This window comes from Streptomyces sp. NPDC127595 (assembly GCF_042671685.1).
Taxonomy (GTDB): domain Bacteria; phylum Actinomycetota; class Actinomycetes; order Streptomycetales; family Streptomycetaceae; genus Streptomyces.
Genome location: NZ_JBHXWK010000002.1, coordinates 434,990 through 461,129, shown reverse-complemented (window position 1 = coordinate 461,129; position 26,140 = coordinate 434,990). Strand labels below are relative to the sequence as shown.

The window sequence follows — 26,140 nt, the reverse complement described above, 5'->3', positions numbered from 1 at the left end:
AGGCAGCCCGCTTTCTGCCTCGGCCTCGCCTTCGGGATGGTGCGCATGGACAACCACGACTTCACCACGGACATGTACGAGCGCGTCCAGGACGCCCGGCGGCGTCATGACGAGGCCGCAGCCGAGCGATTCGGTGCGGCGCTCCCGGAACGCGCGGCAGCCGAGGAACTGTCCGGGCAGGGCGCGTCCTTGCCGGACAGCGAATCCCAGCTCCAGGCCCGCGCGGAGCACCTGATCAGCGGGGGCGCGCTGCCCATGGAGACGGTGATGTCGCTCGTCTCCGAGGAGTTGCCGGGGCGGCGGCTGCTTGAGCGGATCATCGGTGCCTCCAAGGACCTCCAGGCAGTCAACTTCCTCTCGCGGGGCTCACGTGCCGCCGCGACGGTGGGCCGTATCTCGGTGTTCGACAACGGCCGCGTGCTGCCACTGGGAACGGGGTTCCTCGTCTCCGCGGATCTGCTGCTGACCAATCACCATGTGCTGCCGGACGCGGACGCGGCCGCCCAGGTCGTCGTGGAGTTCGCCGCCGAGACCGGGATCGACAACGCGCCTGCCCAGCCTGCCGCGTACCGGCTGGTCGGGGACTTCGTCCCGCTCACCGACGAGGAGCTGGACTTCTCCCTCGTACGCGTCGAGACGGGGGCGGACGGGCGTCCGCCGGGGGCGCAGTTCGGCTGGAACCGGCTCATCGGGGCGCAGGGAAAGCTGGTGAACGGCGAGTCCGTCAACATCATCGGGCACCCGAGCGGCCGGCTGAAGGAGATCGCCATCCGCCGCAACGAACTGCTGTTCCAGCTCGAGAACTTCTTGCACTACGAGACGGACACCGAGCCCGGGAACTCCGGTTCGCCCGTCTTCAACGACCAGTGGGAAGTGGTGGCGCTGCATCATGCCGGTGTCCCCCGCAAGGACGACCAGGGCAGGGAACTGCGGCGCGACGGCACTCTCGTACAGCCCGGGGACCCGGACGACCTGGTGGACTGGGCCGCCAACGAGGGTGCCCGGGTCAGCCGTATCGTGGCCCGGCTGCGGACATCACTGTCCGGGACCGCACGGGAGCAGGTGCTCGGGGACCTGGGTCTGCTCCCCGCCACCGCGCCCACGGCACTGCCCGCCGCCGAGGCCCTGCCCACGCGAGCCGCCGCGGCGGCCTCCCAGCGCCGAGGGCTCAGGGGACGTACGGGAGCGTTCGCGGGGCGCGGCAGCCTGCTGTTCCTGCACGGACGCGGTCAGGAGAACGCGGATCCGGAGGGCATGCGCCGCTCCTGGACGGCCGGCCTCAACCGGGGTCTCACCCTCGCCGGTCTGCCGACGGTGGATCCGGTCGACGTATGGCTCCCGTTCTACGGCAACCGCACGGCCGGTACGTCGGGCCGGGAGGCCCTGCTCGGTGACGAGTCGGCGCTGGGGTTCGCCTCGGCGACGCCGCCCACCGACCCCACGACCCGGGTGCTCTACGAGGAGCTGGTCCGGGAGGCCGCGGTCAAGGCCGGTATGCCGGAGGAACTGCTCACCGCGCAGGAGGGTTTCAGCCTGCCGGGCGGCGCGTCCGGCGCGCTGCGGCGCTCGCTGGCCTGGCTGGCGGCGCGCACGGACCTGGACGCCTTGTTCATGTCGGCCGTTCTGGGCGACGTGGCCCGCTACCTCGAAGACCGCGGGACCCGGCAGGCGGTCCTTGACGCCGTGCGCGAGAGCGTGCCGGACTCGGGAGGGCTGACGATCGTCGCGCACAGTCTTGGGACCGTGGTTGCCATGGACCTGTTGACGCAGTTGGATGCCGCGGTGGACGTACGGTTTCTCGTCACGGCGGGCAGTCCGCTCGGGCTCGACGCCGTGCACGAGCGGCTGCTCGCCCCGAAGCTGCGGCGTCCGGAGCGGGTGGCGCGCTGGGACAACGTCTGGTGCCCGGCCGACCCGGTCACCATCGGATGCCCGCTGCGTCCCCGGTGGGGCGGCGACCTCCATGAATCCGTCGTCACGAACCCGCGCGAGCAGGCGCACGCCATCCACGAGTACCTGGCGCACCCCGATGTCGCCCGGGCCGTGACTCGGGGGCTTCTCCCCTGACCGTGCTTGTCGTTGTCAGTGCGTCACGTCGGCGTGCACCAGGTAGCGGGCCAGTTCGGACCGAGACCGCACACCGACCTTCCGGTAGACGCGCGTCAGATGGGCTTCCACGGTCTTGCGGGACACGAACAGGGCAGCGGCGGCCTCGCCGTTGCTCAGTCCGTCCCCGATGGCCAGTGCAACCTGCAGTTCCTGGGCGGTGAGGCGGCCGATCCGCGACACCGGTGCCCGCGTGCCGGCGGCCCGGTGTCCGGCGGCGGCGAGTTCCACTGCCGCCCGCGACCGCCAGGGGGCCGCGCCCAGGCCGGCGAAGGCCAACTGGGCGGCGAGAAGCAGCCCGCGGGCCGCCGTGGGCCGCCGAAATCGGCGCAGCAACTCGCCGCAGACGAGCTGGGTCCGCGCGAGCTCGAAGGTCATCTCCTCGCGCGCATGGACGCGTTCGGCGGTACTGAGCCATTCCTGTGCCTCGTCGGCGGACTCGGAGAGCATGATTCTGCAGTGCGCGTGGGCGGCCTCCGGCCAGGCGAGTCCCGTGGACCGGGCCAGTCCCTCGATCCAGTCCGCGAGCCGGGCCGCACTGTCCCGCTCGCCGGTGCGGACGTACGCCTCGGCGAGCTCGGTCAGGAACGGCATCAGATTGGGGTTGCCGAGCCCCGTCTCCCGCGCGAGGGACAGGGCCCGTTCCAGATGCCCGGTGGCCGCCTGCGGTTCCCCTCCGGCGAGCGCCGCCGAACCCAGCGCCGCCTGGGCGAGGACCTCCAGCCCGCGCACCTTGCCACAGTGCCGCTGGTAGGCCGCGACACGGTCCTCGCAGCCCGCCCGGTCGCCGCACAGCCCGTCGAGGCGCGCCAGCAGGAGGAGCGCGTACCCGGTCATCGCCCGGTGTCCGAGTTCCTGGGCCCAGCGCAGCGCTTCGGCCCCGGCGGCCCTGGCCGCCGGCCAGCGACTCCACGACATGACTTCGCACCGGCCGACGAGGGCGTACGGCAGCGGGGCGGGGACTCCGTCGCGCCGGGCGCCGTCGATGACCGCGTCGAGCACCGCCGTCGCCTCCTCCCTTTCGCCCACCCAGGAGAGGGCCTGGCCGATCTGCACCGCCAACTGCTCCCCCTCCAGAGGCCAGTCGCCGTGCAGGGCGGCCCGTCCGGCGAGGAGCAGCTTGTGCCCCTGCGTCACCTGTCCGGCGAGTGCCTGCGCGCAGCCCCGCATCACGTCGGCGAGGTGCCGGGACGAGAGCGCACCAGGGTCCCTCTCAAGGAGGTCGGCCAGAGCGGCGCATCGCTCCGAGGTGTCGACCGCCCGCCGGATCCGGCCGTCCATCGTCGCGGGCAGGACGGCCGCCCCGTACAACGCGCAGGCACGGAGGCGGTCCACCGGTTCCACCGCCTCGGCCGCCGCCACCAGTGAACGGTGGGCGCGGCCGGGATCGCCGAGAGAGCTGCGGGCCTGGCCGCGCAGCAGCTCTATATCGGCGGTGAGCCGTACGTCCTCGCTCCAGCGCAGGGCCTGTTCGCACCAGTCGACGGCGTCTTTGGCGGCTCCGCCGTGGAAGGCGTTCCGCGCGGCGTTGAGCAACCGCTCCGCCCGGTCAGCGGCCGAGGGCGACAGCTCCGCGGCACGGTGCCAGGCGTGCGCCGCCGAACCGAGTGCGCCGCGGCGGCGGGATCGTTCGGCCGCGTCCGCGAGTGCCGCGGCCACCGTCTCGTCCGGACCGGCCGCGGCGCAGGACAGGTACCACGTCCGTACCTCCCCTTCGGAGAGATCCGCCAACGTCCGGTAGGCGCGCAGTCGTTGGGCGATCGAGCAGTGCCTGAACACCAGCGGTCGCAGGACCGGATGCCGCAGCTCGTAGCCGTGGTCAAGGGCGCGGATCAGTCCGCTCTCCTCGGCCTCGTCGAGGGCGCCGAGCGACAGCCCGTCGGTGGCCAACGCCTTTTCCAGCAGGGCGAGTTCAGGGGACCGGCAGGCCGCGACGTACACGAGGGCCGTGCGCGTCTCCCGGGAGAGTGTCCGCATCCGTCCCCACCAGGCCCGTTCGACCATCGGCCCGGGCATCTCCCAGGCCGTGTCGGCCAGTTGGTCGCCGCGCTGACGCGCGTCCACGAGCGCCGCCGCGTACTCCACCAGGACCAGCGGGTTTCCCGAGCTCAGCCGGACCAGGCGGGTGACCGGGGGCTCCGCGGGGTCGACTCCGGCGCGCTCGAGGAGTCGCCGGCAGTCGTCCTCCTCCAGCGGCGCGAGGGTCAGCCGCGGCACGCCCTCCCAGGTCACGTCGTCGTCCGGAGCTGGACGGGCGGCCATCACGAGAACCACTCGCTCGGTGGCGAGGCGGCGTGCGACGAACTGGAGAGCCCGTCGCGACGAGGGGTCCGACCAGTGCAGGTCGTCCACGAGCACCACCAGCGGCCCGGCCTCACCGGCGGCGGCGAGCACACCCAGGGTCCCGGCGCACACGGCGTACGGATTCGGCCCATCGGCGTCGACCAGCGCGAAGCACGTTTCCAGCGCTCTGCGTTGGCTCGACGGCAGGCCGGCGAAGTGGCGGCGCAGCGGGAGCAGCAGGTCGGCGAGCACGGTGTAGGGCAGGACCGACTCCGACTCGACCCCGTGTGCCCGCAGGACCCGTACCGCTGCCTGCCGTGAGGCACCACAGGGGGAGTTGGGCACAGCCAGGTCCCCGGCGAGTGCGCGCCGGGCGACATGGTCGAGCATGTCGGTCTTCCCGATGCCGGGGTCACCCCGCAGCAGCAGCGCGGCCCCCCGGTCGGGCAGCGACTCCAGCAGTCCGTCGAGCAACGCGCACTCGTTCTCGCGCCCGACCGGTACCCGCACCCCGCGGTCGTCCGCGACCCGCTGCTCGCGGAGACCACCCGTCAGCGTCGGCTCGTCCATCAGGCCCCCGTATGCCCTGCACGCCTCGCATACCCCCGTATGCGCACCACGGCCGCGGCTCTGTGCCGCTCGCCCAGAATGCTCCCCTCGCGATGGTCACCGGGAGTCACCGGCAGGCGTTCATCCCGCACTACGCCATCCGACGGACACCCTTGTCCACCAGGGGAGTCGGGAAACCCAGATGCCGGTGCCGGGAGTCAGCCCGCCGCGCCGAAGTGGCTGTCCGTGATCTCACCGTCGTCCGTGCTCGCCGCGCCGACGCAGCGGAAGACCCGCAGACCGTCCGCCCATTGCTGGGCGGACGGCGGAATGATGTCGGCCCTCCACTCCGCGGTCACCGCCCGGCCCGCGGCCGACCTGGAGTCGAGCATGACCGCTTGCGCGCACAGGGACCGGACGTCGGGGTGTTTGATCAGGTCCCGGGCGTTGTACGTCATCCCGTCCTCGGGCAGCGGGGCGATGGCGAAGGTCTCCCAGACATGTTTCACCTGGCAGTCCTCGCGGCTGACGGTGATGGTCCCCGAGATGTCGGTGATCCCGCTCCAGCACTCGGGGGTCGTGACACACCTGCCGCCCAGGCCCTCGATCGCCGCGGCCGGGCAGTCCTGGGTGCTGGTCGACACGCCGCCGAAACCCGCGTTCCCGTCAGTGCTCGTACTCGTGTCCGTCTCCCGAGTCACAGACGAGTCGGCGCCAGGAGTGCCCGACGGCCGGTTCTGATACGTGATCACCGTGACCGACACGCTCACCGAGACGGCCACCGCCGCCAGTACGGCGATCAGCCGGGGACGCTTTCTGCTCGGCTGCCGATCGCGCGACCCCAGACCCGTGCCCGTCGTTCCCGTCTCGTCCGGCCGATCCGGCGGTCGGGGAGACGTAGTTGCGGGGACGGAGTCCCGAAGGGCATGGTGCGACGGCGTGGCGTCCCGGTCGGCGGGAACCGTGGCGGCCGTGGGGAACGGCTGTGCGAGGCCGCCGCGTTGGACGGCTCCCGTGTTCACCGCGGCGAGGGCGTCACGCAGTACTCCGGCGTCGGATATCCGGTATGCCGGGTCCGCTGCCAGGGACTGTCCGAGGACCTCGTTGAGGCCGGCCGGAACTCCCGGCAGGTCGGAGTAGGGCCAGGCGTGACGCACGATCAGTTCCGCGATGCTGAGCTGGCCGCCGTCCTCGGGGAAGTGCGGCGGGCGGCCGAGAAGCAGGGCGTAGACCGTCGCGGCGAGTGAGTACACATCGCCCGCCGGGGTCGGTTCGGCCATGTGGAAGGCCTCGGGCGGCGCGTACGCCGGAGTCAACGCCTCCCGGGTGACCGAGACTTCCCGGCCCGGCCTGGGCATGGCGGCCAGTCCGAAGTCGGCGAGGGCGACACCGCCGTACCGGTTGATCATGATGTTGCCCGGTTTGATGTCACGGTGGAGCACTCCGGCGGCGTGGGCCGCGGCCACCGCGTCGGCTATGCCCACGCCGATGTCGCACGCCTCCTTGACGGACAGCGGTCCGTGGCTGCGCAGCCGGTCGCCCAACGAGCCGCCGGGGCACAGTTCCAGCACCATGTACGGACGGTTGTCGCCGAGTACCCCGGCGTCGTACACGGAGACCACATGCGGGTGCCCGGACAACTGGCCGGCAGCGGTGACCTCCCGCAGGAAACGCTGCCGGTCCCGGGGCGAGGCCAGTACCCGGCTGTCCACCTTGAGCGCCACCTCGCGGCCGACGGCGAGTTGGGACGCCCGGTACACCGTGGCGAACCCGCCCTGCCCCAGGACCCCTTGGACCTCGTAGCCGGACAGTTCCAGTCGTTCGAACCCCATCGTGCCGTCATCCCCCAGCGTGCACCCACCCCGCGGCAGAGCGCCTGACCGGGGAAGCGCCGACTCTAGCGGAGGCCTCAGACACCGGTGCGAAACGGTGCCTCACTTGCCGCGGGCAGCTCCGGGATGGACGCGCGATCGCCGCCTCTTCGGATCTGGTTCACCCTTATCCGTCAGGCGTCCGTCCGGGCGGCCACCGGCACCGGGCCGGTACGGGCACGGCTGCCGAGGCGGCCGGCGGCGGGTACCAGGGCAATGGCGACCGCGCCGGTCACTCCGGCCAGCGCGAAGGCGATGAAGCCCCAGCTCTCGCTGCCGTTGGAGGCGAGGGTGCCGACCAGCGAGGGGCCGACGACGGCACCGGCGCGGCCCACGCCGGTGACCCAGCCGAGTCCGGTGGCCCGTTCGCTGTCCCGGTAAAGGGAGTTGGAGGTCGCGTAGACCATCACCTGGGCGCTGAACAGCCACACACCGGTCACCGCCACGACGGCGTACGTCAGGCCGAGCGACAGGTGCGACTTCAGCAGCAGCGCGCCAACCGCGGTCAGGGTGAACCAGATCGCAGAGACCCGCACCGGACCGAAGCGGTCGGCGGCCCGGCCGGCGATCAACATGCCCACGATTCCACCCGCGTTGATGACCAGCAGGAAACTCACGGAGGACGTCATTCCATAACCGGACGCCTTCATCATCGTGGGCAGCCAGGTGCTGACCCCGTAGACCAGGAGCAGTCCGCAGAAGGACGCCAGCCACAACAGCGGGGTGGCCCACCGGGATTCGGGGCGGAACAGCGCGAGTACGGCGTCCAGCCGGCCCCGGGCTCCGGCTGCCGGGCTCGCGACCGCGGTGGGCCGGGGCAGACCGTAACGGTCGGCGACCTGGTCGGCCTTCTCGCGTTGCCCCTTTGAGAGCAGGACACCGGGCGACTCGGGCAGGAGTTTGAGCAGCAGGGGGACGGCGATCACGGCCGGCAGCACGCCGGCCCAGAACACCCAACGCCAGCCCGCCGAGGGGGCGACGGTCAGGCCGAGGACGGTCGCCGCCATACCGCCCGCGTGGTACGAGGTCATCAGCAGCCCCGTGGTGAGCGCTGCCCTGCGGGGCGGCGCGAACTCCATCACCATGGCCAGGCACAGCGGCATCAGACCGCCGAGCCCCAGTCCGGCGATGAACCGCCCGGCACCGAACAGAGTGGTTGTCCCGGCCAAGGCGCAGAGCGCGGAACCGAGGGAGAAGAGCGTCACGCTGCACGCCAGGACGGGCCTGCGGCCGAGCCAGTCCGTGACGTTGCCCGCGGTGAGCGCGCCGATGAGCATGCCGAAGGTGGTCCAGCTGCCGATGGTGCCCGCCGTCGAGGTGGTCAGGCCGAGGCCGTCGTCCTCGAGCATGTGCGGCATGACAGCACCGTAGATATTGACGTCCATGCCGTCGAAGAACACCGCCAGCCAGCACAGGGCCAGCACCGGGAAGACGGAACGGAAGGTGTGCTCGGGGCGCGCCGGGTGCGCGTCGGTGGTACCGGAGAGAGTCATCGTCGACCCCTTGGGTGAGAGCGGAGTGGGTGAGCGAGCGGTGTGCTGGTGGTGCGGGAGCTTGTCGTTCGCCTGATGAAGGTGCACTTCGCCTGGTCAGGGTGCAGTGCGCCTGATGAGGGTGCAGTTCGTCTGGCGGGGATGCAGTTCGCCTGATGAAGTTCTCTTCACCCGTAAGTGCTTGGCCTGCGGGCCCAGAATTTACGGGTGACGGGGCGGGGAGATATTTCCGGGTGGCCGGGGCGGGTCGGTCAGCCGCCGAGATGCTTGCCGAGGAAGGTCACGATGTCGCCCATCACTTGCTCCGACGACCACTTGAGTCCGGCCGAGGCGTCGCCGCCCATGAACGTCAGGTCGCCGTGGTCCGCGCCCTTGAGCACGTAGCGGGTACTGTCGACGCCCTTGGCCAGCAGGGTGTTGTGCAGCGTCAGGGTCTGGCTCGGTGAGACGAGGTGGTCGTCGCTTCCGTGGAGCAGCACGAAGGCGGGGTCCGAGGAGTCGGCGTAGGTGCTGGGGTCGGCCGCCTTGATGGCGGCGGGATCGTCATTCAGCGTCTTCTTGGTGCCGGCGCCGAAGACGAACTGCGCGGTGGTGGTTCCGGCCTCCAGGTACGTCTTCTGTGTCGCGGCGTCGAAGTCGGAGGCGGTCTTGGACAGTTCGGACGGACCGAACTCGTCGACGACCGCCTGCACGTCGCTGCTCTGGTCCAGATTGTCGCCGGCCTCGAACTCCTTGACGCCGTTGGTGGTGCCGGTCATCGCGGCGAGGTAGCCACCTGCGGACTGCCCCCACACGGCGACATTCGCCGGGTCGATGCCGTACTCGTCGGCGTGTGCACGCAGATAGCGGATCGCGGACTTGACGTCCTGGAGGGTCTCTTTGTAGGTGGCGCCGCTGGTGACGGTCCGGTACTCGATGCTGGCGACGGCGTACCCCTGCTCGGCGACGTACGTCCGCTGATTCAGGTTGCCGGTCTTGTCCGCCATGGCGAAGCCGCCACCGGTCATGTAGACGACGAGCGGCTTCTTGCCCTCGCCCTCCGGTACCTGGAGATCCAGCTTCAGTTCCGTCTTCTTGCCGTTGGTGGTCGGCGAGGAGTAGACGACGTCACTGTGCGTCGTGACCTCCGTCTTCCCGCACTGGATCTGCGCATCGGTCGGGTCGATGACGGTGCTCGTGCTGGTGTCGCTCGCCTTGACGGTCTTCGCGACGGATATGGACGCGCCGCCGGCCGCACCACTGGGCGCCTCCCCACTGGGGGCCGCTCCCCCGGCGCCGCTCGGCGTCTGCGAGGCGGGGCAATCCGTCGACTTCGGGGAGGCCGACGCACTGGAGGCCGTACTTTCGCCGTCCGAGGAGCAGGCCGTGAGGACCAGCCCGAGCACCACGGATGCCGCGAGCCCGGCACCGACCTTCGTGCGCCGCCTGCTCCCGGCCGCCTTCATGTTCTCGTTCTTGGCCATGCCACTCCTCCGGTCGTCCGCACACAACAAATGGGAAGGCGATTCCCACTTCCCGAGCCACGATAGCACTAAGTGGGAATTTGATTCCCACTTACGTGAGGGCGGCGTTCAGCGCCCTGGAAGACCGCGCAGGTCCATGACCAGAGGCTGAGGCTGAGAGAGACAGTGCGGATCCGTGGCCGGAGGCCGAGCCGGAGAGAAACCGTGCGGATCCGTGGCCGGAGGCCGAGCCGGACCGAGGAGATACCGCGGCGAAGGCGGAACTAGCGGGGAGCCCGTTCGCCGGCCTCGCGGGCGATCGACTCGTCGATCGCGTCCATGAACCCCGTGTCGGCGATGGCCAGTTCAGGCAAGGGGGAGGGCGCGCCGGGTTCCGCCCGCAGGCCGTCCAGGATCAGTCGCAGATAGCGGCGCCACAGGTCGGGCTGGCCGGTACGGTCGGTGACCGCGGCCACCATCAGCTGGATCATGGGGATGTCCACGGGCACGATGTCCGCGCGCAGGGCGCCCTGCTCCTTCGCCCGGGCGATCACGGCGTCCATGATGGGCGTGATCCGGGTGAGGACCTGGGCCTGCCTCCGCGGGCCGGCCGCGGGTCCGAGCAGTGCCTCGCGCAGTCCCCGGTCGAAGGCCTGGATCTCGCAGGCCTTCTCCATGCTGGTCACCAGCCCGTGCCACGGATCCGGGTCGGCGAGACCCTCTTCCGTCGCGGCCGCGAGAGTGTCGATCATGTCGTCGAAGAGCGCGTCCAGCAGCTCTTCCTTGTTCGAGAAGCGCCGGTAGACGGTCCCCAGGCCCAGCCCCGCATGAGCGGCGATGTCACTGAGGCTCGCTTCCGTCCCCCGCTCCCGGAACACCTCTCGGGCCGCGGCGAGGATACGACGGCGATTCGCCTCGGCATCCCGACGCAGCGGGGGCCGGTCAGTCCCGGGGCTCGACGCCATCTCGATCGTTTGACTCCCAGAGAGGGGGTAAATTTCCGGTTCATGCTACAACGGGGCGCGGCCTCGACACTCTGCGGGCGTTCCCGCTCGTCCCTGTAGTGGCGCGCCAACAGCCGGATCAGTGCGGCCCGGCCGACGACAACCGGTACAGCCGCAGGGCGAGTTGGATCTCCAGCGCGCGGGCCGGGCTCTGCCAGTCGTCCCCAAGCAGTCGGCCCACGCGCTCCAGCCGCTGCGCGACCGTGTTCACGTGCACATGCAGGTCGTCCATGGTGCGGGCCGGGCTCATACCGCACGCCAACCCATATGATCACCGTACATACTTCACACTCAGGTCGTAGGGTCGAACCATGTGGGTGCGTCGGAGAGTGCCTGCTTGATCCGCAGCAGGCAGAACTCGTTCAGCTCCGGCAACGCGTCCACGTCGAACCAGCCGACGTCCAGCGACTCGTCGTCGTTGACCCGCGCCTCGCCACCGACAGCCCGGCACCGGAATGTGATGTCCATGTACTGACAGTTGTCGCCGTTCTCGTAGGTGACCGGCGCGAGGGCCTGGACGAGTACCACGCGCTCGACGACGCACCGCACGGCCGTCTCCTCGAAAACCTCCCGGACCGCTCCGGCAGCGGGCTGCTCCCCCGGGTCCGGAATGCCACCGATCACCGACCACTTGCCCGTGTCGGAGCGGCGCCCCAGCAGCACTCTGCCCTCGTCGTCGAAGACGATGGCGGTGACTCCGGGCAGCCAGAGCAGCTGGTGGCCGGCGGTGGCCCGGATCGTACGGATGAAGTCGGGAGTAGCCATGCACCGACCCTAACGGCCCGGTTCCACCGCTCCGTTACGGTCCGGAGACGGCGGCCTGAACGCCGTTGCCACGCCGTCCGCGCACCGTCCTCGCCACCGCCCAGCCGAGCCCACCCGCCGCAACCAGCACCAGGACCATCTCGGGAAGGATCCCCAGGCCCGTGGCCGGGGTCTCGGAGGATCGCAGCGGCACCTTCTGGACGAGCGAGTCGGCCACGAACATCCCGGTCTTCTGAGTGATCTTCCCGTCCGGCATGATGATGGCGCTGACGCCGCTGGTCACCGGCACCGTGACGGTGCGGCTGTGCTCCACGGCGCGGACGCGCGACATGGCGAGCTGCTGGTAGGTCATCTCGCTGCGGTCGAAGGTGGCGTTGTTGCTGGGCACCGAGATCATCTGCGCTCCGTCGAGGACGGTGTCGCGCACGTCCCAGTCGAAGGCCGCCTCGTAGCAGGTGGCGAGGCCGACCTTGGTGCCGTCCATGGTGAACACACCCGCCTTGGTGCCGCGGCTGAAGTCCTGGCTCACCATGGACGTCCAGTTGCTGTTGATGGCCCCGATGAGCGAACGCATGGGCAGGTACTCACCGAACGGCTGGATCTGCCGCTTGTCGTACGTGTCGACCGGGCCCTTGTCCGGGTCCCACAGGATCTGCTCGTTGTAGAGCTTGCCGTCCCGCTCGACGACTCCGCCGACCGAGATGGGGGCGCCGATCGCCTTGGCCGCGTTGTCGATCACGGCGCGGGCGTCGGGGTTGGTGAACGGGTCGATGTCGGAAGAGTTCTCCGGCCAGAGCACGAAGTCGGGCTGGGCGACCTTGCCGGCCTTGACCTCGGCGGCAAGCCGTTCGGTCTCCCGCGCGTGGTAGTCGAGAACGGCCCGCCGCTGGGCGTTGAACTCCAGCCCCGCGCGCGGCACATTGCCCTGGATGACCGCGACGGTCGCCGTGCCGTCCTCGGCCTTGTCGCTCACCAGCGACCGAGCGGCGAGCGCCCCCACCACGGGGACGACGACACTCAGCAGGGCGACCGCGGCGGCACCGCGCCGTACGACCCGGGTGCGGCGGCCTTCGAGAACCAGGCGTAGCACCTCGTACAGCCCGAAGCCGCAGAGCACGACCGCGAAACCCAGTACCGGTGTGCCGCCCACCGCGGCGAGCGGAAGGAAGACGCCGTCCGCCTGCCCGAAGGCGATCTTTCCCCAGGGGAACCCGCCGAACGGCACGCGCGCGCGTGCGGCCTCGCCCGCGATCCACAGCGTCGCCGCCCACAGGGGCCACCCCGGCAGCCGGGAGACGGCCGTGATGCCCGCGCCGACGAGCGCGACGAACACCGACTCCGCGATGACGAGAGCGATCCACGGGCCGGGGCCGACCTCGACACCGGTCCACACGAGCAGCGGCAGAAAGAACCCGAGGCCGAACAGATAGCCGAGCCCGAGGCCCGCCTTCCAGGTGCGACCGCGCAGGGTCCAGCCGAAAACCGCGAAGGCCGGAAGGGCCAGCCACCAGAGCGTGCGCGGCGGGAAGCTGACGTACAGCAGCACGCCGGAGAGCGCCGCGGAGGCCGCCGGAACGAGACGCAGGGTCACTCTGGCCGCGCGCGATGCGGGCGCGGACTGGGGTTCGAGCTGTTCCGGCTCGTCTACGGATGTCGCGGTGGCGGTCACTCCGGGAGTGTACGGCGCGTGACCTGGGCGCTGACAGCGTGGTCCACGCGGCCCCACACGGGATCCGGGTGGACCACGGCATCGACGCCCTCCACATCTGCCGCAACGTTCCTGCGCAACTCATCCACAAACCGGCGCATCACCCGTTACGGTGTGGCCGAGCCTCTGACGTGCGGCCGGACAGCCGCCACGGCCAGGGTCCGGCACAGTCGGGGGGCGACGGGGTGGGGTCCACGGGGATGACGTCTGCGGCCGATTCCGCGGCCGCGGGCGAGAGACGCAACGCGTCCGACGTCGCGGGCGTGATCGTGCTCGCGGCGTGCGCGATCTGGTCCTTGATCACGGCGGGCGCACATGCCGGCCGGCCCGAGGGCGTTCTCCTGGCGGTGCTCGCCGTGACAGCCGGCTACGCCTCGGGACGGATCCTCGGGGCGCTTCTGCCCGTCGCCGCGCCCTGCGCGGGCGCGCTCGCCGGACTCGGCCTCGCGGTCGCCGCCCCGCACACCACTCCCGGCGCGGGGATCACCTGGCCCCTTGGGTACGCCGGCGCCACGGCCGCGCTGCTGCCCCTTTCCGCCGGAGCCGCGTGCTGCGCCGCCTGGGCGGCCCATCCACCGGTGCTGCGTCTCGCGCTGCGCCTGCTGGCAGCCGGGATCGCGGTGACCGCGGCGGTGCTGGGCTCGACCACCGGCTTCGTCCTGTGCACGGGGGTGCTGCTGTGCTCCGTCGCCGCCGCCCGTATGCGCCGCCGCGCGCTGGGACTGACGGGCCTCGCGCTCACGGCGGCTCTGACGACGGGAGTGACTTTGGCGGTCGCCGAAGACGCGTTGCCGGACGGCCTCACCGCGGCACTGGAAGGCCCTCTCACTCAGCACCGGATCCTGCTCTGGCGCGACGCGCTGCACCTCGCCCGCGAGTATCCGGCCCTGGGCGTCGGCCCGGGGCGCTACGGGGAACTCAGCCCGACTGTCACTCAGTCGCTCCTGCCCGACGGCAAGCCGCACTCCGCGCCGCTGCAGCAGGCGGCAGAACAGGGCGTGATCGGCGTACTGCTGCTCGCGGCGGTGTTCTGCTGGGTCCTGTACGCGTTGTGGCGCACGCGGCGTCCCACACCCATAGCCCTGACGGCGGGCGCGGCCCTCACCGCGCTGGCGGTCGTCGCGTCGGTCGGCAACGTCCTGAGCTTCACTACAGTGACGGCCGGCGCGGGCCTGCTGGCAGGGCTCGCCACATCACGACCGCTGTCCGACGAAGAATTCACCACGGTCCCGGAAGAACGTCCCCGGAGCGACCGTCTGGAGCCGTAACGGCCGTCAGAGTGCCGTCCCCGGCGTGGTCGCCGTACGCAGATGGTCGCGGATGATCCGTACGGCCGCCTCCGCGTTGTCCACCGTGATCGTGAACGTATGGCCGTCCCCGAGAAGGAGCACCACGCCCTCGCCGCGCCGAACGATGACTGCGGTTCCCATCTCGGGACGCCAGCGGTAGCCCCAGCCGCCCCACTGGCGGGGGGTGACCGAGGGCGCGAAGTCGGCCCCCACGACGTTCGACAGCGGGATTCGGCGGCGCGGCAGCCCTATGTGGCCGCAGCGCACTTCGAGGGAGTCCTTGTCGACCTTCACGGCGACATGCACGAACGCGAGCGTGCCGAACAGGATGAGCAGCCCTGCCGCGATGCATCCGACGACGGACATGACGAGCGGGGCGCTGCCGGCCGTCCATGTGGAGTCGACGGCCAGCTCGATGCCGAGCGCGATGCAGGCGGCCCCGCCGAGCGCGGGCAGCCACTGGACGCGGTTGGTCGCGCGCCCCGTCCAGATCTCGGGGTGCGAGGTGTTCTCACCGTGGGGGTGGTCCCTCATGCCAATGAGACTACTCAGGTTCCGCAGTGCGGGCACCGGGTTGCGGAGCGTTACTGCTCCGGGTGGACGTTCTTCGTACACAGTGCGTCCGCGGCGTAACCGAGGGTGGCTGTACGGAGGGTGTCCGACGGTGACCGGCGGTCAGCGCGCGGGGGTGACCGCGGACAGCAGGCGGCCTTCCTCATACGCCAGCGCGGAAGCGGGAAGCGCACCCTCCTGGCCGCTCAGGAGCACCGTGAGCGAACCGTCCGCGGGGGCTTCCGGGGCCGGGGACTCACCGGTCCTGCGCAGCGACTGGGCGGCGACCGCTCCGGCGGAGCCGTGCAGGACCAGCGGCGCCAGACCGGGCCGCTGCACGGCGGCGCGGATGCGCTCTGCGACCAGCTCGTAATGGGTGCAGCCCAGGACGACGGCCCTTACATCGTCGGGGGTGCGCTCCGCGGCCGCGGCGATCGCGGCGTGGATGGTCGCCTGGTCCGCGTGCTCCACGGCTTCGGCGAGCCCGGGGCAGGCCACCTCGGTGACGTGCACTCCGTCCGCGAACTCACGGATCAGACCTCGCTGGTAGGGGCTGCCCGTGGTGGCGGGCGTGGCCCAGATCGCGACGGGTCCGCCGCCGGCCGCGGCCGGTTTGATCGCCGGGACGGTGCCGATGACGGGCACCCCGGGCTCCAGACGGGCGCGCAGCGCGGGCAGGGCGCGCACGGAGGCGGTGTTGCAGGCGACGATCAGCACGTCCGGGCGGTACCGCGCCGCGGCATCGGCGACGGCGAGGGCCCGCACGGTCACGTCCTCCGGCGTGCGCGGGCCCCAGGGCATGCTGTCGGGATCCGAGGAGAGGATGAGATCGGCGTCGGGTCGCAGAAGGCGTACCGCGGCGGCGGCGGCGAGCAGTCCCATACCGGAGTCCATGAGCGCGATCTTCACCCGGTCACCATAGACGATCCGCCTCGACGGGCCGCTGGGGTGGGGCAGACTTCGGCGGGTGAGCGCCCTTGTGTGGACCGCTGTTGGATCACTGGCCGCCTGGCTGTGGCTGCTGCTCGGCCAGGGCTTCTTCTGGCGTACGGATGTGAGACTGCCGCCGCGCGGGGAGCCGGAGGAGTGGCCGTCCGTCTGTGTCGTCGTACCGGCGCGCGACGAGGCCGCCGTACTGCCCGAGAGCCTGCCGTCGCTCCTGGCTCAGGACTATCCGGGGCGGGCCGAGGTCTTCCTCGTCGACGACGGCAGCTCCGACGGCACCGGGGAGCTGGCCCTAGAGCTGGCGCGGCGGCACGGTGGGCTGCCGCTCACCGTCGGCTCTCCCGGGGAGCCGCCAGCGGGCTGGACGGGCAAGCTCTGGGCCGTTCGCCACGGCATCGGCCTGGCACGGGCGCGTGATCCCGAGTATCTGCTGCTGACGGACGCCGACATCGCCCATGCGCCGGACAGCCTGCGGGAGTTGGTGGCGGCGGCGCGCACCGGCGGCTTCGACCTGGTCTCGCAGATGGCCCGGCTGCGGGTGGAAAGCGTGTGGGAGCGGCTCGTCGTGCCCGCCTTCGTCTACTTCTTCGCTCAGCTCTATCCCTTCCGCCGGATCGGCCTACGGGGCTCGCGCACTGCTGCCGCGGCGGGCGGCTGCGTCCTGCTGCGTGCGGACGCGGCCGAGCGGGCGCGGATTCCGGACGCCATCCGGCACGCCGTCATCGACGATGTCGCGCTCGCGAGGGCGGTGAAGGGGAGCGGGGGCCACATCTGGCTGGGGCTCGCGGAGCACGTGGACAGCGTGCGCCCGTATCCGCGGCTGCACGACCTGTGGCGGATGGTCTCGCGCAGCGCGTACGCCCAGTTGCGGCACAGTCCGCTGCTGCTCACCGGAACGGTCGCCGGCCTCGCCGTCGTCTACCTGGTGCCGCCGCTCGCGTTCTTCGTGGGACTCGCCGCGGGGAGTGCGGGGGCCGCGACGGCCGGGGGGCTCGCGTGGCTGCTGATGACGGCGACGTATCTGCCGATGCTGCGCTACTACCGGCAGCCCCTGTGGCTCGCTCCGCTGCTGCCGGTCACCGCGTTCTTGTACCTCCTCATGACGGTCGATTCCGCGGTGCAGCACTACAGGGGGCGGGGGGCGGCCTGGAAGGGCCGCACCTACACCCGTCCGGACGCCGCCCTGGACGAGCGCTGACCTGTCACTTCCTGCCGGGGGTCCAGTTCATGCCCCACCCGTAGGCGTAGTCGATGGTGCGCTGGGGACTGACACCGCGCTCGGGGACCAGGAACCGGGCCTCGCGCTGGACGATCAGGTCGCCGCCGTTGTTGGTGATGAGGGCGAGGGCGCAGACGGTCGAGGGCACGGTGCACTCGCCGAGCGAGAAGTCGATCGGCGCGCCGTTCAGCGGCTGGAGGGTCACCGTGGCGTCCAGGTCGGCGAAAGAGCGCGCACCTTCGTAGATGGTCACGAAGATGACGATGCGCCGGAAGCTCTGCTTGTGGTCGAGATTGATGGACAGGTTCTCGCCGCTCGCCGACGCACCGGTGCGGTCGTCGCCGTCGAGATGGATGTACGGCGGCTGGTGCAGCGCTCCGTAGGCGTTGCCGAGCGCCTGGACAACTCCCTTGCGGCCGTCGGACAGTTCGTACAGCGCGCAGAGGTCGAGGTCGAGATCCGCGTGCATCGCGACGGCCCGGCCCAGTTTGCTGCCCCACCCCGAGAACTGCTTGCGCACCTGCCAGTTGAGGTTCACGCGCATGGCGCCTGACGTGCCGCCCTGCTTGCTCAGCGAGACCGACGGGGCCTCCTTGGTGAGCGTGACCTTGGTCAGGCGCACCGGGGCCGGCGGAGCTGTGGGCGGGACGGGGGGCGGCGTGGTGACGGGTGGGGCGACCGGGGCCCGCGTCATGACGGGCGGCGCGACGGGCGGCCGCACGGTCGCCGGCGGAGCCACGGGCGCCGCCCCGTGCTGCGGCTCGTCCACCGTGATCCCGTAGTCCGTGGCCAGCCCTTCCAGTCCGCTGCTGTACCCCTGCCCGACCGCGCGGAACTTCCAGGCGCCCTGGCGCCGGTAGAACTCACCCAGTACGAAGGCGGTCTCGACGCTCGCGTCGGCGCTGTCGAAGCGGGCGACCTCGCTCCCCCGCTGTCCGTCGAGCACCCGGATGTACAGACCGGGCACCTGCCCGAAGGGGCCGCCGTCCGTGGAGGCGGCCAGCACCACGGTCTCGATCCCGGACTCCACGCGCGCGAGGTCGACGAGCAGTGTGTCGGTCACCTGGCCGCCCTCGCTCCGCTTGCCCTCGTGCCGCACGGCGCCGGAGGAATGCACCGGTTGGTTGTAGAAGACGAAATCGCCGTCCGACCGAACCCTTCCGGAGACCAGCAACAGCGCGGAGGCGTCCGCGTCGGGTACACCCGGCGCTGAACGCCATCCCAATTCGACGCGCAGAGCGGTCGTCGGCACGGGAACATTCGATCCCTTAGGCATTGACATGTACGCCCCCATCACGTGTCTCCGCGCCGAAGGGCGCCTCGGTCGGTCCGCTGGCCGCGCTCCCGCCAAACCTAATCCCCGGCGCGACGAACACCCAAGATCCGCACCCGAAGATTGATGGTCAACCGCCGGTAACCTGCCAGGAACTAGGCCTTTACACGATCTGAACGCGCTTTGGTGCCCTTTTTTGACGAGTTCGCTCGCATTGGGGATCCCAAGTCACTGCCGACACGGAAAACAACCCTCTTATCGGTCTCCCCAACCAGCACATCGTGGGCTTAACTTATGTGCCATGACCTCCCCCCGCTCCACCTATGGCGGCGGTTACTACTCCGCGCCGTCCTTCCCGGACACCCCGATCTACGACTCGCTCGTCGCCGAGCGGGGCACTCCCCAGATCGCCCCGATCCGAGTTCCCGCCGCCTACGACTCGGGCAACAGCTACCTGCCGGCGCTCCCGTCGGCACTTCCGGCCCTGCCCGCCGGCCCCTCACAGCAAGCCCCGGCATACGGCTACCCGCAGGCCCAGCAGCCCGCACCGCTGCAGCAGGCCCCGGCGCCCTACATTCCGCAGCAGGCCGGCGCCCCGCGCGGCTACCCGGGCGGCCAGCCCCAGCAACAGCGCCCGATGGCGCCCGGCACCGGCTACGAGGCCATGCGCCCCGCGGCTCCCCGTCCCGCTCCGGCTCCTTATCAGGATCCGTACAACGGCCAGCAGTACCGCGGGTACTGAGCCGGCGGGCACGGAGGTTGTCGGAGCGGGATTGTCGGTGCCGACTGGCACGATGGCGTCATGGGGAACGCGGAGCTGCACTCGATCCATGTCCACCCGGTCAAGGCCTTCAAGGGCCAGGCGGTGCGGGAAACCGTGGTGGAGCCCTGGGGGCTGGCCGGAGACCGACGCTGGGTAGTCATCGACGACGGGGGAAAGGTCGTCACCCAACGCCAGCAGCCACGTCTGGCGCTGGCCGCCGCCGAGCTTCTGCCCGGCGGCGTCCGTCTGTCCGCGTCCGACCGTGAGCCGGTGGCCGTTCCCGTGCCCGAGCGGCTGGGCACGACGACGCTGACCATCTTCGGGACCAAGGTGGAGGCGGTCCTCGCCGACGACGCCGCGCATGCCTGGTGCAGCGACTTTCTGGGCGCCGACGTGCGCCTCGCGCACATGGACGACCCCGCCACACGTCGCTCGATCGACGACGCCCCGCATTCCCGGCCGGGCGAGAGGGTCAGTTTCGCCGACCGCTATCCCCTGCTGCTGACCACCCTCGCCTCGCTGGACGCCCTCAACTCGCTGATCGACCAAGGCGATCACGCCGAGGAGGGTCCGCTGCCCATGAACCGCTTCCGGCCGAACGTGGTCGTGGCGGGCACGGAGGCCTGGGCCGAGGACGACTGGTCGCGGATCTCCATCGGAGAGGTCACCTTCCGGGTCGCCAAGATGTGTGGCCGGTGTGTCGTCACCACCACCGACCAGGGCAGCGCCGAGCGCGGCAAGGAACCCCTGCGGACCCTCGGGCGCCACCGCCGCTTCGGGGACCGGCTGGTCTTCGGGCAGAACCTGGTGCCCGAGACCCCGGGCACGGTCCGGATCGGCGACACCGTCACGGTCCTCGGACAAGCCGCCCGGCCAAGTTCGGTGAATAGGCCACGCACAATGGGAACCCGGTCCCCTGACACGGTCGTTGAGACTTCGCAAGGAGTGCACGAACGGCCCGGGGCGGGGTGATTTCGCTCTCTCTTCCCCGGGCTCGACGCGCGAACGGCTCCGCGGTGGGTTATCACGGAAGCGGAAGGGGGTGCGAAACGGTGCGAGCAATCGGCGGACTCTGGCGTTGGCGGCACAACCCGCTGCGCCGAAGGACCGATCTTGCCGAGGCCTGGCTGGCTCTGGCTGCCATCGTGCTCATCCTCGCCGTCGCACCCCTCGTCGGAGCCGCCGTCGGAGCCTCGGCCCAGAGCGCCCTGCAGCAGTCCGTACGGGATCAGCGTGCGGCCCGCCACGAGGTGGTGGCCACCGTCGTCAGGAAGCTGTCCGACAGCCCGCTCGACCCCGACCCCGAGACAGCCTCGGGACGGGACGCCCACAGCCGTGTGATGGCCGACTGGACGGCACCGGACGGCACATCGCACCACGGCGCGGCGACGGCCGCCCTCAAGTCCCCCGTGCCCGGGGACCACTTCACGATCTGGACCGACGCGCACGGCCGCATAGCCGCCCGCCCGCTGGACGGTGCCACCGCGACGACGCACGCCGTGCTGGCCGGGTTCGGCGCGGCCGCAATTGCGGTGGGACTCGTCGAGGGCGGCAGGCGGTTGATCGTCTGGCGCATGGTCCTTCGCCGGTACGCCCGTTGGGACCGTGCCTGGGACAAGGCGGGTCCCGACTGGGGCAGGACCGGCGCGGGCAGCTGACCGCCTTCCCACTACGGTCAACTCGGCGTGCCCGCGCACGCTACGGTGGACCGGCGAGGTCTTCGGCACCGTCGTGAGAGGCTTTCCGTCATGCCGACGGGGTTTCGGTTCGGCCTCGCAGGACCCGCATATCACGAGGTGGGGGCACAACAGCGCCATGGCACAGGGCACGGTCCAGGTGACGCACACCGGCACCTCGCGGTGGCGGCGCCGCACGGGTGAGTACGCATCGCTGGCCGCCGCTCTGGAAGCGGCGGGCGACGGTGACGTCCTCACTGTCGCTCCGGGCACCTACCGGGAGAACCTGGTGGTCCAGCGCGCGGTGACGCTGCGCGGCCCCGAGGGCTCCCCCGGCTCCGTACGCATCGCGCCGGTCGACGGAGTGCCCCTCACCGTGTGCGCCTCCGCCGTGGTCCAGGACCTGCATGTGGAGGGCCAGGACTCCGCCGCGCCCGCGCTGCTCGTCGAGGAGGGCACCCCGGAGCTGCTGGATGTGCGGATCGTCACGCGTTCCGCCGCCGGGATCGAGGTGCGCGGCGGCGCCCGTCCGACCGTCCGCCGCTGCACGGTCGACAATCCGGCCGGTATCGGCATCGCCGTACTGGACGGCGGCGGTGGGGTGTTCGAGGAGTGCGAGGTCGTCGCCGCGGGCCAGTCGGGCATCGTCGTCCGTGGCGGCGGCCGTCCGCGCCTGGAGCGCTGCCGGGTCCATCACGCCTCCGGCGCGGGCCTGTCGGCGACCGGCGAGGGCTCGTCGCTGGAGGCCGTCGGCTGCGAGATCTACGAGGTCAAGGGCTCCGGGGTACAGATCACCGGGCGGGCCACGGGCCATCTCACCGACTGCGATGTGCACCGTACGACCGGGGACGGCATCACCCTCGACACGGACGCGGTGCTCACGCTCGCCGACTGCCGCATCCACGACATCCCGGAGAACGCCGTCGATCTGCGCTCGCGCTCGGTCCTCACGCTGACGCGCACCACCGTGCGGCAGTTCGGGCGCAACGGTCTGTCGGTCTGGGACCCGGGCACGCGGGTGGACGCCAACCAGTGCGAGATCTTCGACAGCACCGGCGACTACCCCGCGGTGTGGATCAGCGACGGCGCGACCGCCGTACTCGACTCGTGCCGGGTGCACGACGTGCCGGACGCCCTGTTCGTCCTGGACCGCGGTTCCCGCGCGGATGTCGTCGACAGTGACCTCTCTCAGGTGCGGAACACCGCCGTGTCGGTCAGCGACGGCGCGACCGCTCAGCTCGACGACTGCCGTATCCGGGACGCCGCGACGGGCGCCTGGTTCCGTGACCACGGCAGCGGCGGCACCCTGTCCGGCTGCACCGTGGACGGCACCCAGACCGGCGTGATCGTCACCAAGGGAGCCGATCCCACCATCGAGCGCTGCACGGTCACCTCGCCCGCCGAGGCCGGCTTCTATGTGTCGGCGGGTGGCCGGGGCAGCTTCCACAACTGCCGGGTGACGGACAGCGGGGGCTACGGCTTCCATGTGATCGACGGCGCCCGTGCGACGCTGAAGAAGTGCCGTACGGAGCGGTGTGCGCGCGGGGGTTACGAGTTCGCCGACGCCAAAACCGCACAGGGCGCGGGCGACGGGCCGGTCATGGAGGACTGCACGAGCGACGAGAGCGCGGGCCTGCGGTCCCCGGCGCACGAGACCGCCGTACAGACGTCAAGTGCGACGACGAGCCTGCTGGGCGCGATCCCGGGCCAGCGCACCACCGAGCAGGAGCCGCTCGTCGCGGCGCAGGAGCCCGAGCAGCCGACGCGTTCGTCGCAGGACGTCCTCGGTGAACTCGACACGCTGGTGGGCCTGGAGAGCGTCAAGCGCGAGGTGCGCGCCCTCACCGACATGATCGAGGTGGGCCGGCGCCGCCAGTTGGCGGGCCTCAAAGCCGCCTCCGCACGGCGCCATCTGGTCTTCACCGGCTCCCCCGGCACCGGCAAGACCACCGTCGCGCGGCTGTACGGCGAGATCCTCGCCTCGCTCGGCGTCCTGGAGAAGGGGCATCTCGTCGAGGTGTCCCGCGTGGACCTGGTCGGCGAGCACATCGGTTCCACGGCGATCCGCACGCAGGAGGCGTTCGACAGGGCGCGCGGCGGGGTGCTGTTCATCGACGAGGCCTACGCGCTGTCGCCCGAGGACTCGGGCCGCGACTTCGGGCGCGAGGCCATCGACACACTGGTGAAGCTGATGGAGGACCACCGGGAGGCGGTGGTGGTCATCGTGGCGGGTTACACGGCCGAGATGGAGCGCTTCCTGACCGTCAACCCCGGTGTGGCGTCCCGCTTCTCACGGACCATCACCTTCAGCGACTACGACCCCGAGGAGCTGCTGCGGATCGTGGAGCAGCAGGCCGAGGAGCACGAATACCGGCTGGCCGCCGGGGCGCCCGAGGCCCTGACGAAGTACTTCACGGCGATCCCCAAGGGACCCGCTTTCGGCAACGGCCGCACCGCGCGGCAGACATTCGAGGCGATGGTCGAGCGGCACGCGGGGCGGGTCGCCCAGCTCACGGAGCCGAGCACGGACGACCTCACCCTCCTCTATTCGGAGGACCTCCCCGAACTCCCCTGAGGCGGGCCGTCGTCCCGAGGTCGCGGGGCGGCCGGCGCGCCGTCGTTCTTCCGCGCGCGGGGAAGCGGCACGTCCGGCGTCAGCCGGGCCAGCAGCTCCTCCCTCTCGACGGCGAAGGCGGGATCCGCCTGGTAGTCGGAGTGGCCCAGGATCGGCGCGGGCAGCGGGTGCTCTGTGGTGCGTCCGTAGGCCAGCGGGTCCTTGAGGGGCTCCCGGTCCACCTCAGGGCCGCACTCCCCCGCCAACCTGACGCTTCCGCCGATGGGGTCGCTCAGCCGGTACAGATTGCGCCAGCAGGCGACGTCACGGTGCAGGGAGGCGAGGGCGGCCGGGCCGAAGTGGGCCGGGAACCAGCGCCCGTACAGCCGCTCCAGTGGTGAGCCGTAGGTGAGGAGCGCGACCCGCTTGCGTACGGACGGCTTCAGCTGCCAGGCCGCCGCGGCGGCCAGCACACTGCCCTGGGAGTGCCCGGAGACGACGAGCCGTCCGCCGGTGGCACGGGTCCAGGTGGCCATGCGCCAGGTCAGGTCGGGCACGGCGCGCTCGGCGTAACAGGGCGGCGCGAAGGGGTGGGCTGCGCGCGGCCAGAAGGTGCCGACGTCCCAGAGGATGCCGATGGTGCGGCGGGCCGCCGGGTCCTTGTAGGCGCGGCGGCCCCAGGTGACGAACAGTATGAAGCCGAGGCCGATCAGCCAGGAGCCGAGCGCCTGCGCGGTCTCGGCGGCGCCCTGGACGAACGCCTGCGTCCCGTGCGCGGCCTCACTGGGAGCGTCCTCGGTCGCCAGCGCTCCGGCCAGCGCTCCCGCGCCGAGCAGCCAGGTGGCGGACGAGACGACGGCGATCAGGAGGGGCGCCCTGTCGGTGAGGGAGGCCATCGCGCGCGTGCTCGCGATGTGGCGCGTACGGACGGGGTCCTGGGGCTCGCCCTCGTAGTCGAACTCCACGGCGACCGTCTCCCGCTTGCGCAGCAGCCAGGTGCGCCAGGACAGCCAGCCGACGAGGAAGGCGAGCACGACGAGGAGCACGGGGATCGTGGAGGCCTGCCAGGTCAGCAGGACGGGCGGGCCTGGGATCGAGCTCCGGGTGCCGTCCAGCCAGTCGGCGACACGCTGGGACACCCCTCCGGACATCACGCCGCCCAGCGCGCAGGCCAGCATGGCGACGGCGGGACCGGCCAGACCGCGCATCGCGGTGCGTGTATCGGGCCGGGCGCGGAACAGGATGTGAGCCACCACTCCCAGCACGATGACGAGCAGTCCCTGGAGAAGGGCGATGCCGCCGAACGTCATGTCGCCGGGCAGCCGCCCCTGGGAGTGCCAGCCGGGCCGAGACCAGCCTGCGTACAGCAGGGTCAGGGCCAGCAGGATGACGGAACCAGTGGGCAGCCAGCGCACCAGGGGCTGGTCCAGTTCCTCGTCGAGGCGGTTCTCGGTGCGACCCCTGCGGCACACCACCCACACCACGACGACGAAACCCGCCACGAGAACGACGTCCAGGAGCAGGCCCAGGGTCGCCAGTGCGGCGGGGCCGTCCGACGTGCGGTCGTAACGCGCGGCGGAGGTGCCGACGGCGGCGGCGACCGTCAGGAGGCCCGCGGCGGTGTGCGCGGCGCGCAGCCGGGCCACCAGCCGGCGCCCGTACCAGAATCCGGGCCGGCCAAGCCCTGACCGGCCGGTCTCCTCGTCGGGCTCGGCCTTGCGGGACATCGGCTGCTGCGACTCGTACGCGCTCCAGGTGCGGTGGGACAGGTACCACAGGAGGGCGGTCAGCGCAGTGGGCACCAGGGAGGCCAGGGCGAGACGGCGGCCGGGCTGGGTCCACCAGCCGTCGTGGGACGCGGCCGGTGAGAGGAACTCCAGCCAGGAGTGCTCCGCGGCGCACGCGCGCGTGCCCGCGCACTGCCAGGCGGCCAGGTCGAGGGCGACCTCGCAGGCGGCGGCGACCAGGAGCACGGTGAGGGTGAGTCCGGCCAGGCGGACCAGCAGGCCGTACAGGCGGACCGTGCGCGTGCGGCCCCGGGTGGTGGGGCGCATCCAGTGCGCGAGGTTGACCACCATGAAGGGCAGCAGCAACAGCCACAGGGCGCGCGAGCCGTTGCCCGACGTGAGGTTGCACCATACGTAGGCCTCGGGCACCGGCCGGCCCCCTTGGGCACCGGGGTGCCGCTCGGCGTCGGCGTCGGCTATGCGCCGGTAGACGGCCGCCGTCTCGTCGCCGGTGATGCGCACTGTCCGAGGGTCGTCGAGCATCCCCTCGGGTGAAGCTCCGCCCACTCCGTGAACCAGGAGTTCCAGGGCGGGTGCGGCCGCTTCGGGCCGTTGTACGGGGCTGCCGAGCTCCCCCGTCGAACCGTTTTCCCGTGCAGCTTCCACCGCTTCGCACTTCCCCCGTGCCGCGTGTCTCCCATGTGTCATGTGCAGGCACAAGGATCCCGCCCGCGGACGCTGTGTGCACCCGTCGTCACGGAATCTCCCCGATACGTGTGACAGCAGCGTGGCGGAAGTCTGTACGGGCAGTGGCGCGGCTGTCGGTGACCCGTGCGAGGATGAGGCGTCCTGAAGCCCTCGGACGGGGAGAATGTCCACGTGGGAGTGGGTTCGGACGGAGTGTCGACAGGCTTGGACGAA

General features: G+C 71.3%; 18 protein-coding genes and 1 pseudogene. 7 read left to right on the top strand and 12 right to left on the bottom strand.

Going from position 1 to position 26,140, the window contains the following annotated elements; all coding sequences use genetic code 11:
• Nucleotides 1-45: 45 nt before the first annotated feature.
• Nucleotides 46-2,067 carry a trypsin-like serine peptidase gene (locus ACFVKT_RS08560; RefSeq protein WP_385728977.1) on the top strand — a complete coding sequence of 674 codons (2,022 nt, stop codon included), beginning with the start codon at nucleotides 46-48 and terminating at the stop codon, nucleotides 2,065-2,067.
• Nucleotides 2,068-2,082: 15 nt separating this feature from the next.
• Here the strand turns inward: ACFVKT_RS08560 and ACFVKT_RS08555 are convergent, their stop codons facing one another.
• From ACFVKT_RS08555 to lnt, 8 genes and pseudogenes are all read right to left on the bottom strand, one after another.
• The gene (locus tag ACFVKT_RS08555) at nucleotides 2,083-4,959 is read right to left on the bottom strand and encodes an AAA family ATPase (protein WP_385728975.1); all 2,877 of its coding nucleotides are present in this window, start codon (nucleotides 4,957-4,959) and stop codon (nucleotides 2,083-2,085) included.
• A 197-nt stretch (nucleotides 4,960-5,156) separates the two neighbouring features.
• Complete coding sequence (locus ACFVKT_RS08550) at nucleotides 5,157-6,770, bottom strand: serine/threonine-protein kinase (protein WP_385728973.1); 1,614 nt, start codon at nucleotides 6,768-6,770, stop codon at nucleotides 5,157-5,159.
• Nucleotides 6,771-6,943: 173 nt separating this feature from the next.
• A complete protein-coding gene (locus tag ACFVKT_RS08545; RefSeq protein WP_385728971.1) occupies nucleotides 6,944-8,302 on the bottom strand; it encodes an MFS transporter in 1,359 nt (452 codons plus the stop codon).
• A 251-nt stretch (nucleotides 8,303-8,553) separates the two neighbouring features.
• Nucleotides 8,554-9,765, bottom strand: coding sequence for an alpha/beta hydrolase fold domain-containing protein (locus tag ACFVKT_RS08540; RefSeq protein WP_385728969.1), 1,212 nt, complete (start codon nucleotides 9,763-9,765; stop codon nucleotides 8,554-8,556).
• 263 nt (nucleotides 9,766-10,028) lie between these two features.
• A complete protein-coding gene (locus ACFVKT_RS08535; protein ID WP_385728967.1) occupies nucleotides 10,029-10,709 on the bottom strand; it encodes a TetR/AcrR family transcriptional regulator in 681 nt (226 codons plus the stop codon).
• 118 nt (nucleotides 10,710-10,827) lie between these two features.
• Nucleotides 10,828-11,007, bottom strand: a pseudogene (locus ACFVKT_RS08530) (helix-turn-helix domain-containing protein); the annotation flags it as partial.
• Nucleotides 11,008-11,039: 32 nt separating this feature from the next.
• The gene (locus ACFVKT_RS08525) at nucleotides 11,040-11,513 is read right to left on the bottom strand and encodes an NUDIX domain-containing protein (protein WP_385728965.1); all 474 of its coding nucleotides are present in this window, start codon (nucleotides 11,511-11,513) and stop codon (nucleotides 11,040-11,042) included.
• Between the two features lie 34 nt (nucleotides 11,514-11,547).
• Nucleotides 11,548-13,182 carry an apolipoprotein N-acyltransferase gene (lnt, locus tag ACFVKT_RS08520; RefSeq protein ID WP_385728963.1) on the bottom strand — a complete coding sequence of 545 codons (1,635 nt, stop codon included), beginning with the start codon at nucleotides 13,180-13,182 and terminating at the stop codon, nucleotides 11,548-11,550.
• 239 nt (nucleotides 13,183-13,421) lie between these two features.
• On the opposite strand from lnt, the gene ACFVKT_RS08515 reads away from it, so the two are divergent.
• Nucleotides 13,422-14,489: an O-antigen ligase family protein gene (locus ACFVKT_RS08515; protein WP_385728961.1), complete on the top strand. Its 1,068-nt coding sequence runs from the start codon at nucleotides 13,422-13,424 to the stop codon at nucleotides 14,487-14,489.
• 6 nt (nucleotides 14,490-14,495) lie between these two features.
• On the opposite strand, the gene ACFVKT_RS08510 is transcribed toward ACFVKT_RS08515, so the two are convergent.
• Both ACFVKT_RS08510 and ACFVKT_RS08505 read right to left on the bottom strand, forming a co-directional pair.
• On the bottom strand, nucleotides 14,496-15,044 hold the full coding sequence (locus tag ACFVKT_RS08510) for a hypothetical protein (RefSeq protein WP_385728959.1): 549 nt from the start codon (nucleotides 15,042-15,044) through the stop codon (nucleotides 14,496-14,498).
• A 141-nt stretch (nucleotides 15,045-15,185) separates the two neighbouring features.
• Entirely contained in the window at nucleotides 15,186-15,971 is a 786-nt protein-coding gene (locus ACFVKT_RS08505; protein WP_385728957.1) for a glutamate racemase, read from the bottom strand.
• Nucleotides 15,972-16,029: 58 nt separating this feature from the next.
• Here ACFVKT_RS08505 and ACFVKT_RS08500 point away from each other — a divergent pair, with 58 nt between their 5' ends.
• The gene (locus tag ACFVKT_RS08500; RefSeq protein ID WP_385728955.1) at nucleotides 16,030-17,205 is read left to right on the top strand and encodes a glycosyltransferase; all 1,176 of its coding nucleotides are present in this window, start codon (nucleotides 16,030-16,032) and stop codon (nucleotides 17,203-17,205) included.
• Nucleotides 17,206-17,209: 4 nt separating this feature from the next.
• Here the strand turns inward: ACFVKT_RS08500 and ACFVKT_RS08495 are convergent, their stop codons facing one another.
• The gene (locus ACFVKT_RS08495) at nucleotides 17,210-18,502 is read right to left on the bottom strand and encodes a TerD family protein (RefSeq protein ID WP_385729920.1); all 1,293 of its coding nucleotides are present in this window, start codon (nucleotides 18,500-18,502) and stop codon (nucleotides 17,210-17,212) included.
• Nucleotides 18,503-18,800: 298 nt separating this feature from the next.
• On the opposite strand from ACFVKT_RS08495, the gene ACFVKT_RS08490 reads away from it, so the two are divergent.
• The 4 genes from ACFVKT_RS08490 to ACFVKT_RS08475 all read left to right on the top strand — a co-directional run bounded on the left by ACFVKT_RS08490 (nucleotide 18,801) and on the right by ACFVKT_RS08475 (nucleotide 23,513).
• A complete protein-coding gene (locus ACFVKT_RS08490) occupies nucleotides 18,801-19,241 on the top strand; it encodes a DUF6643 family protein (RefSeq protein ID WP_385728953.1) in 441 nt (146 codons plus the stop codon).
• Between the two features lie 60 nt (nucleotides 19,242-19,301).
• Nucleotides 19,302-20,234 (top strand): MOSC domain-containing protein, encoded by a 933-nt coding sequence (locus tag ACFVKT_RS08485; protein ID WP_385728951.1) that lies wholly within the window; start codon nucleotides 19,302-19,304, stop codon nucleotides 20,232-20,234.
• An 80-nt stretch (nucleotides 20,235-20,314) separates the two neighbouring features.
• A complete protein-coding gene (locus ACFVKT_RS08480; RefSeq protein WP_385728949.1) occupies nucleotides 20,315-20,920 on the top strand; it encodes a hypothetical protein in 606 nt (201 codons plus the stop codon).
• A gap of 157 nt (nucleotides 20,921-21,077) precedes the next feature.
• On the top strand, nucleotides 21,078-23,513 hold the full coding sequence (locus ACFVKT_RS08475) for a right-handed parallel beta-helix repeat-containing protein (RefSeq protein ID WP_385728947.1): 2,436 nt from the start codon (nucleotides 21,078-21,080) through the stop codon (nucleotides 23,511-23,513).
• Here the strand turns inward: ACFVKT_RS08475 and ACFVKT_RS08470 are convergent.
• Nucleotides 23,483-25,885 (bottom strand): hypothetical protein, encoded by a 2,403-nt coding sequence (locus ACFVKT_RS08470; protein WP_385728945.1) that lies wholly within the window; start codon nucleotides 25,883-25,885, stop codon nucleotides 23,483-23,485. The two genes, ACFVKT_RS08475 and ACFVKT_RS08470, sit on opposite strands and share 31 nt — an antisense overlap.
• Nucleotides 25,886-26,140: the final 255 nt, after the last annotated feature.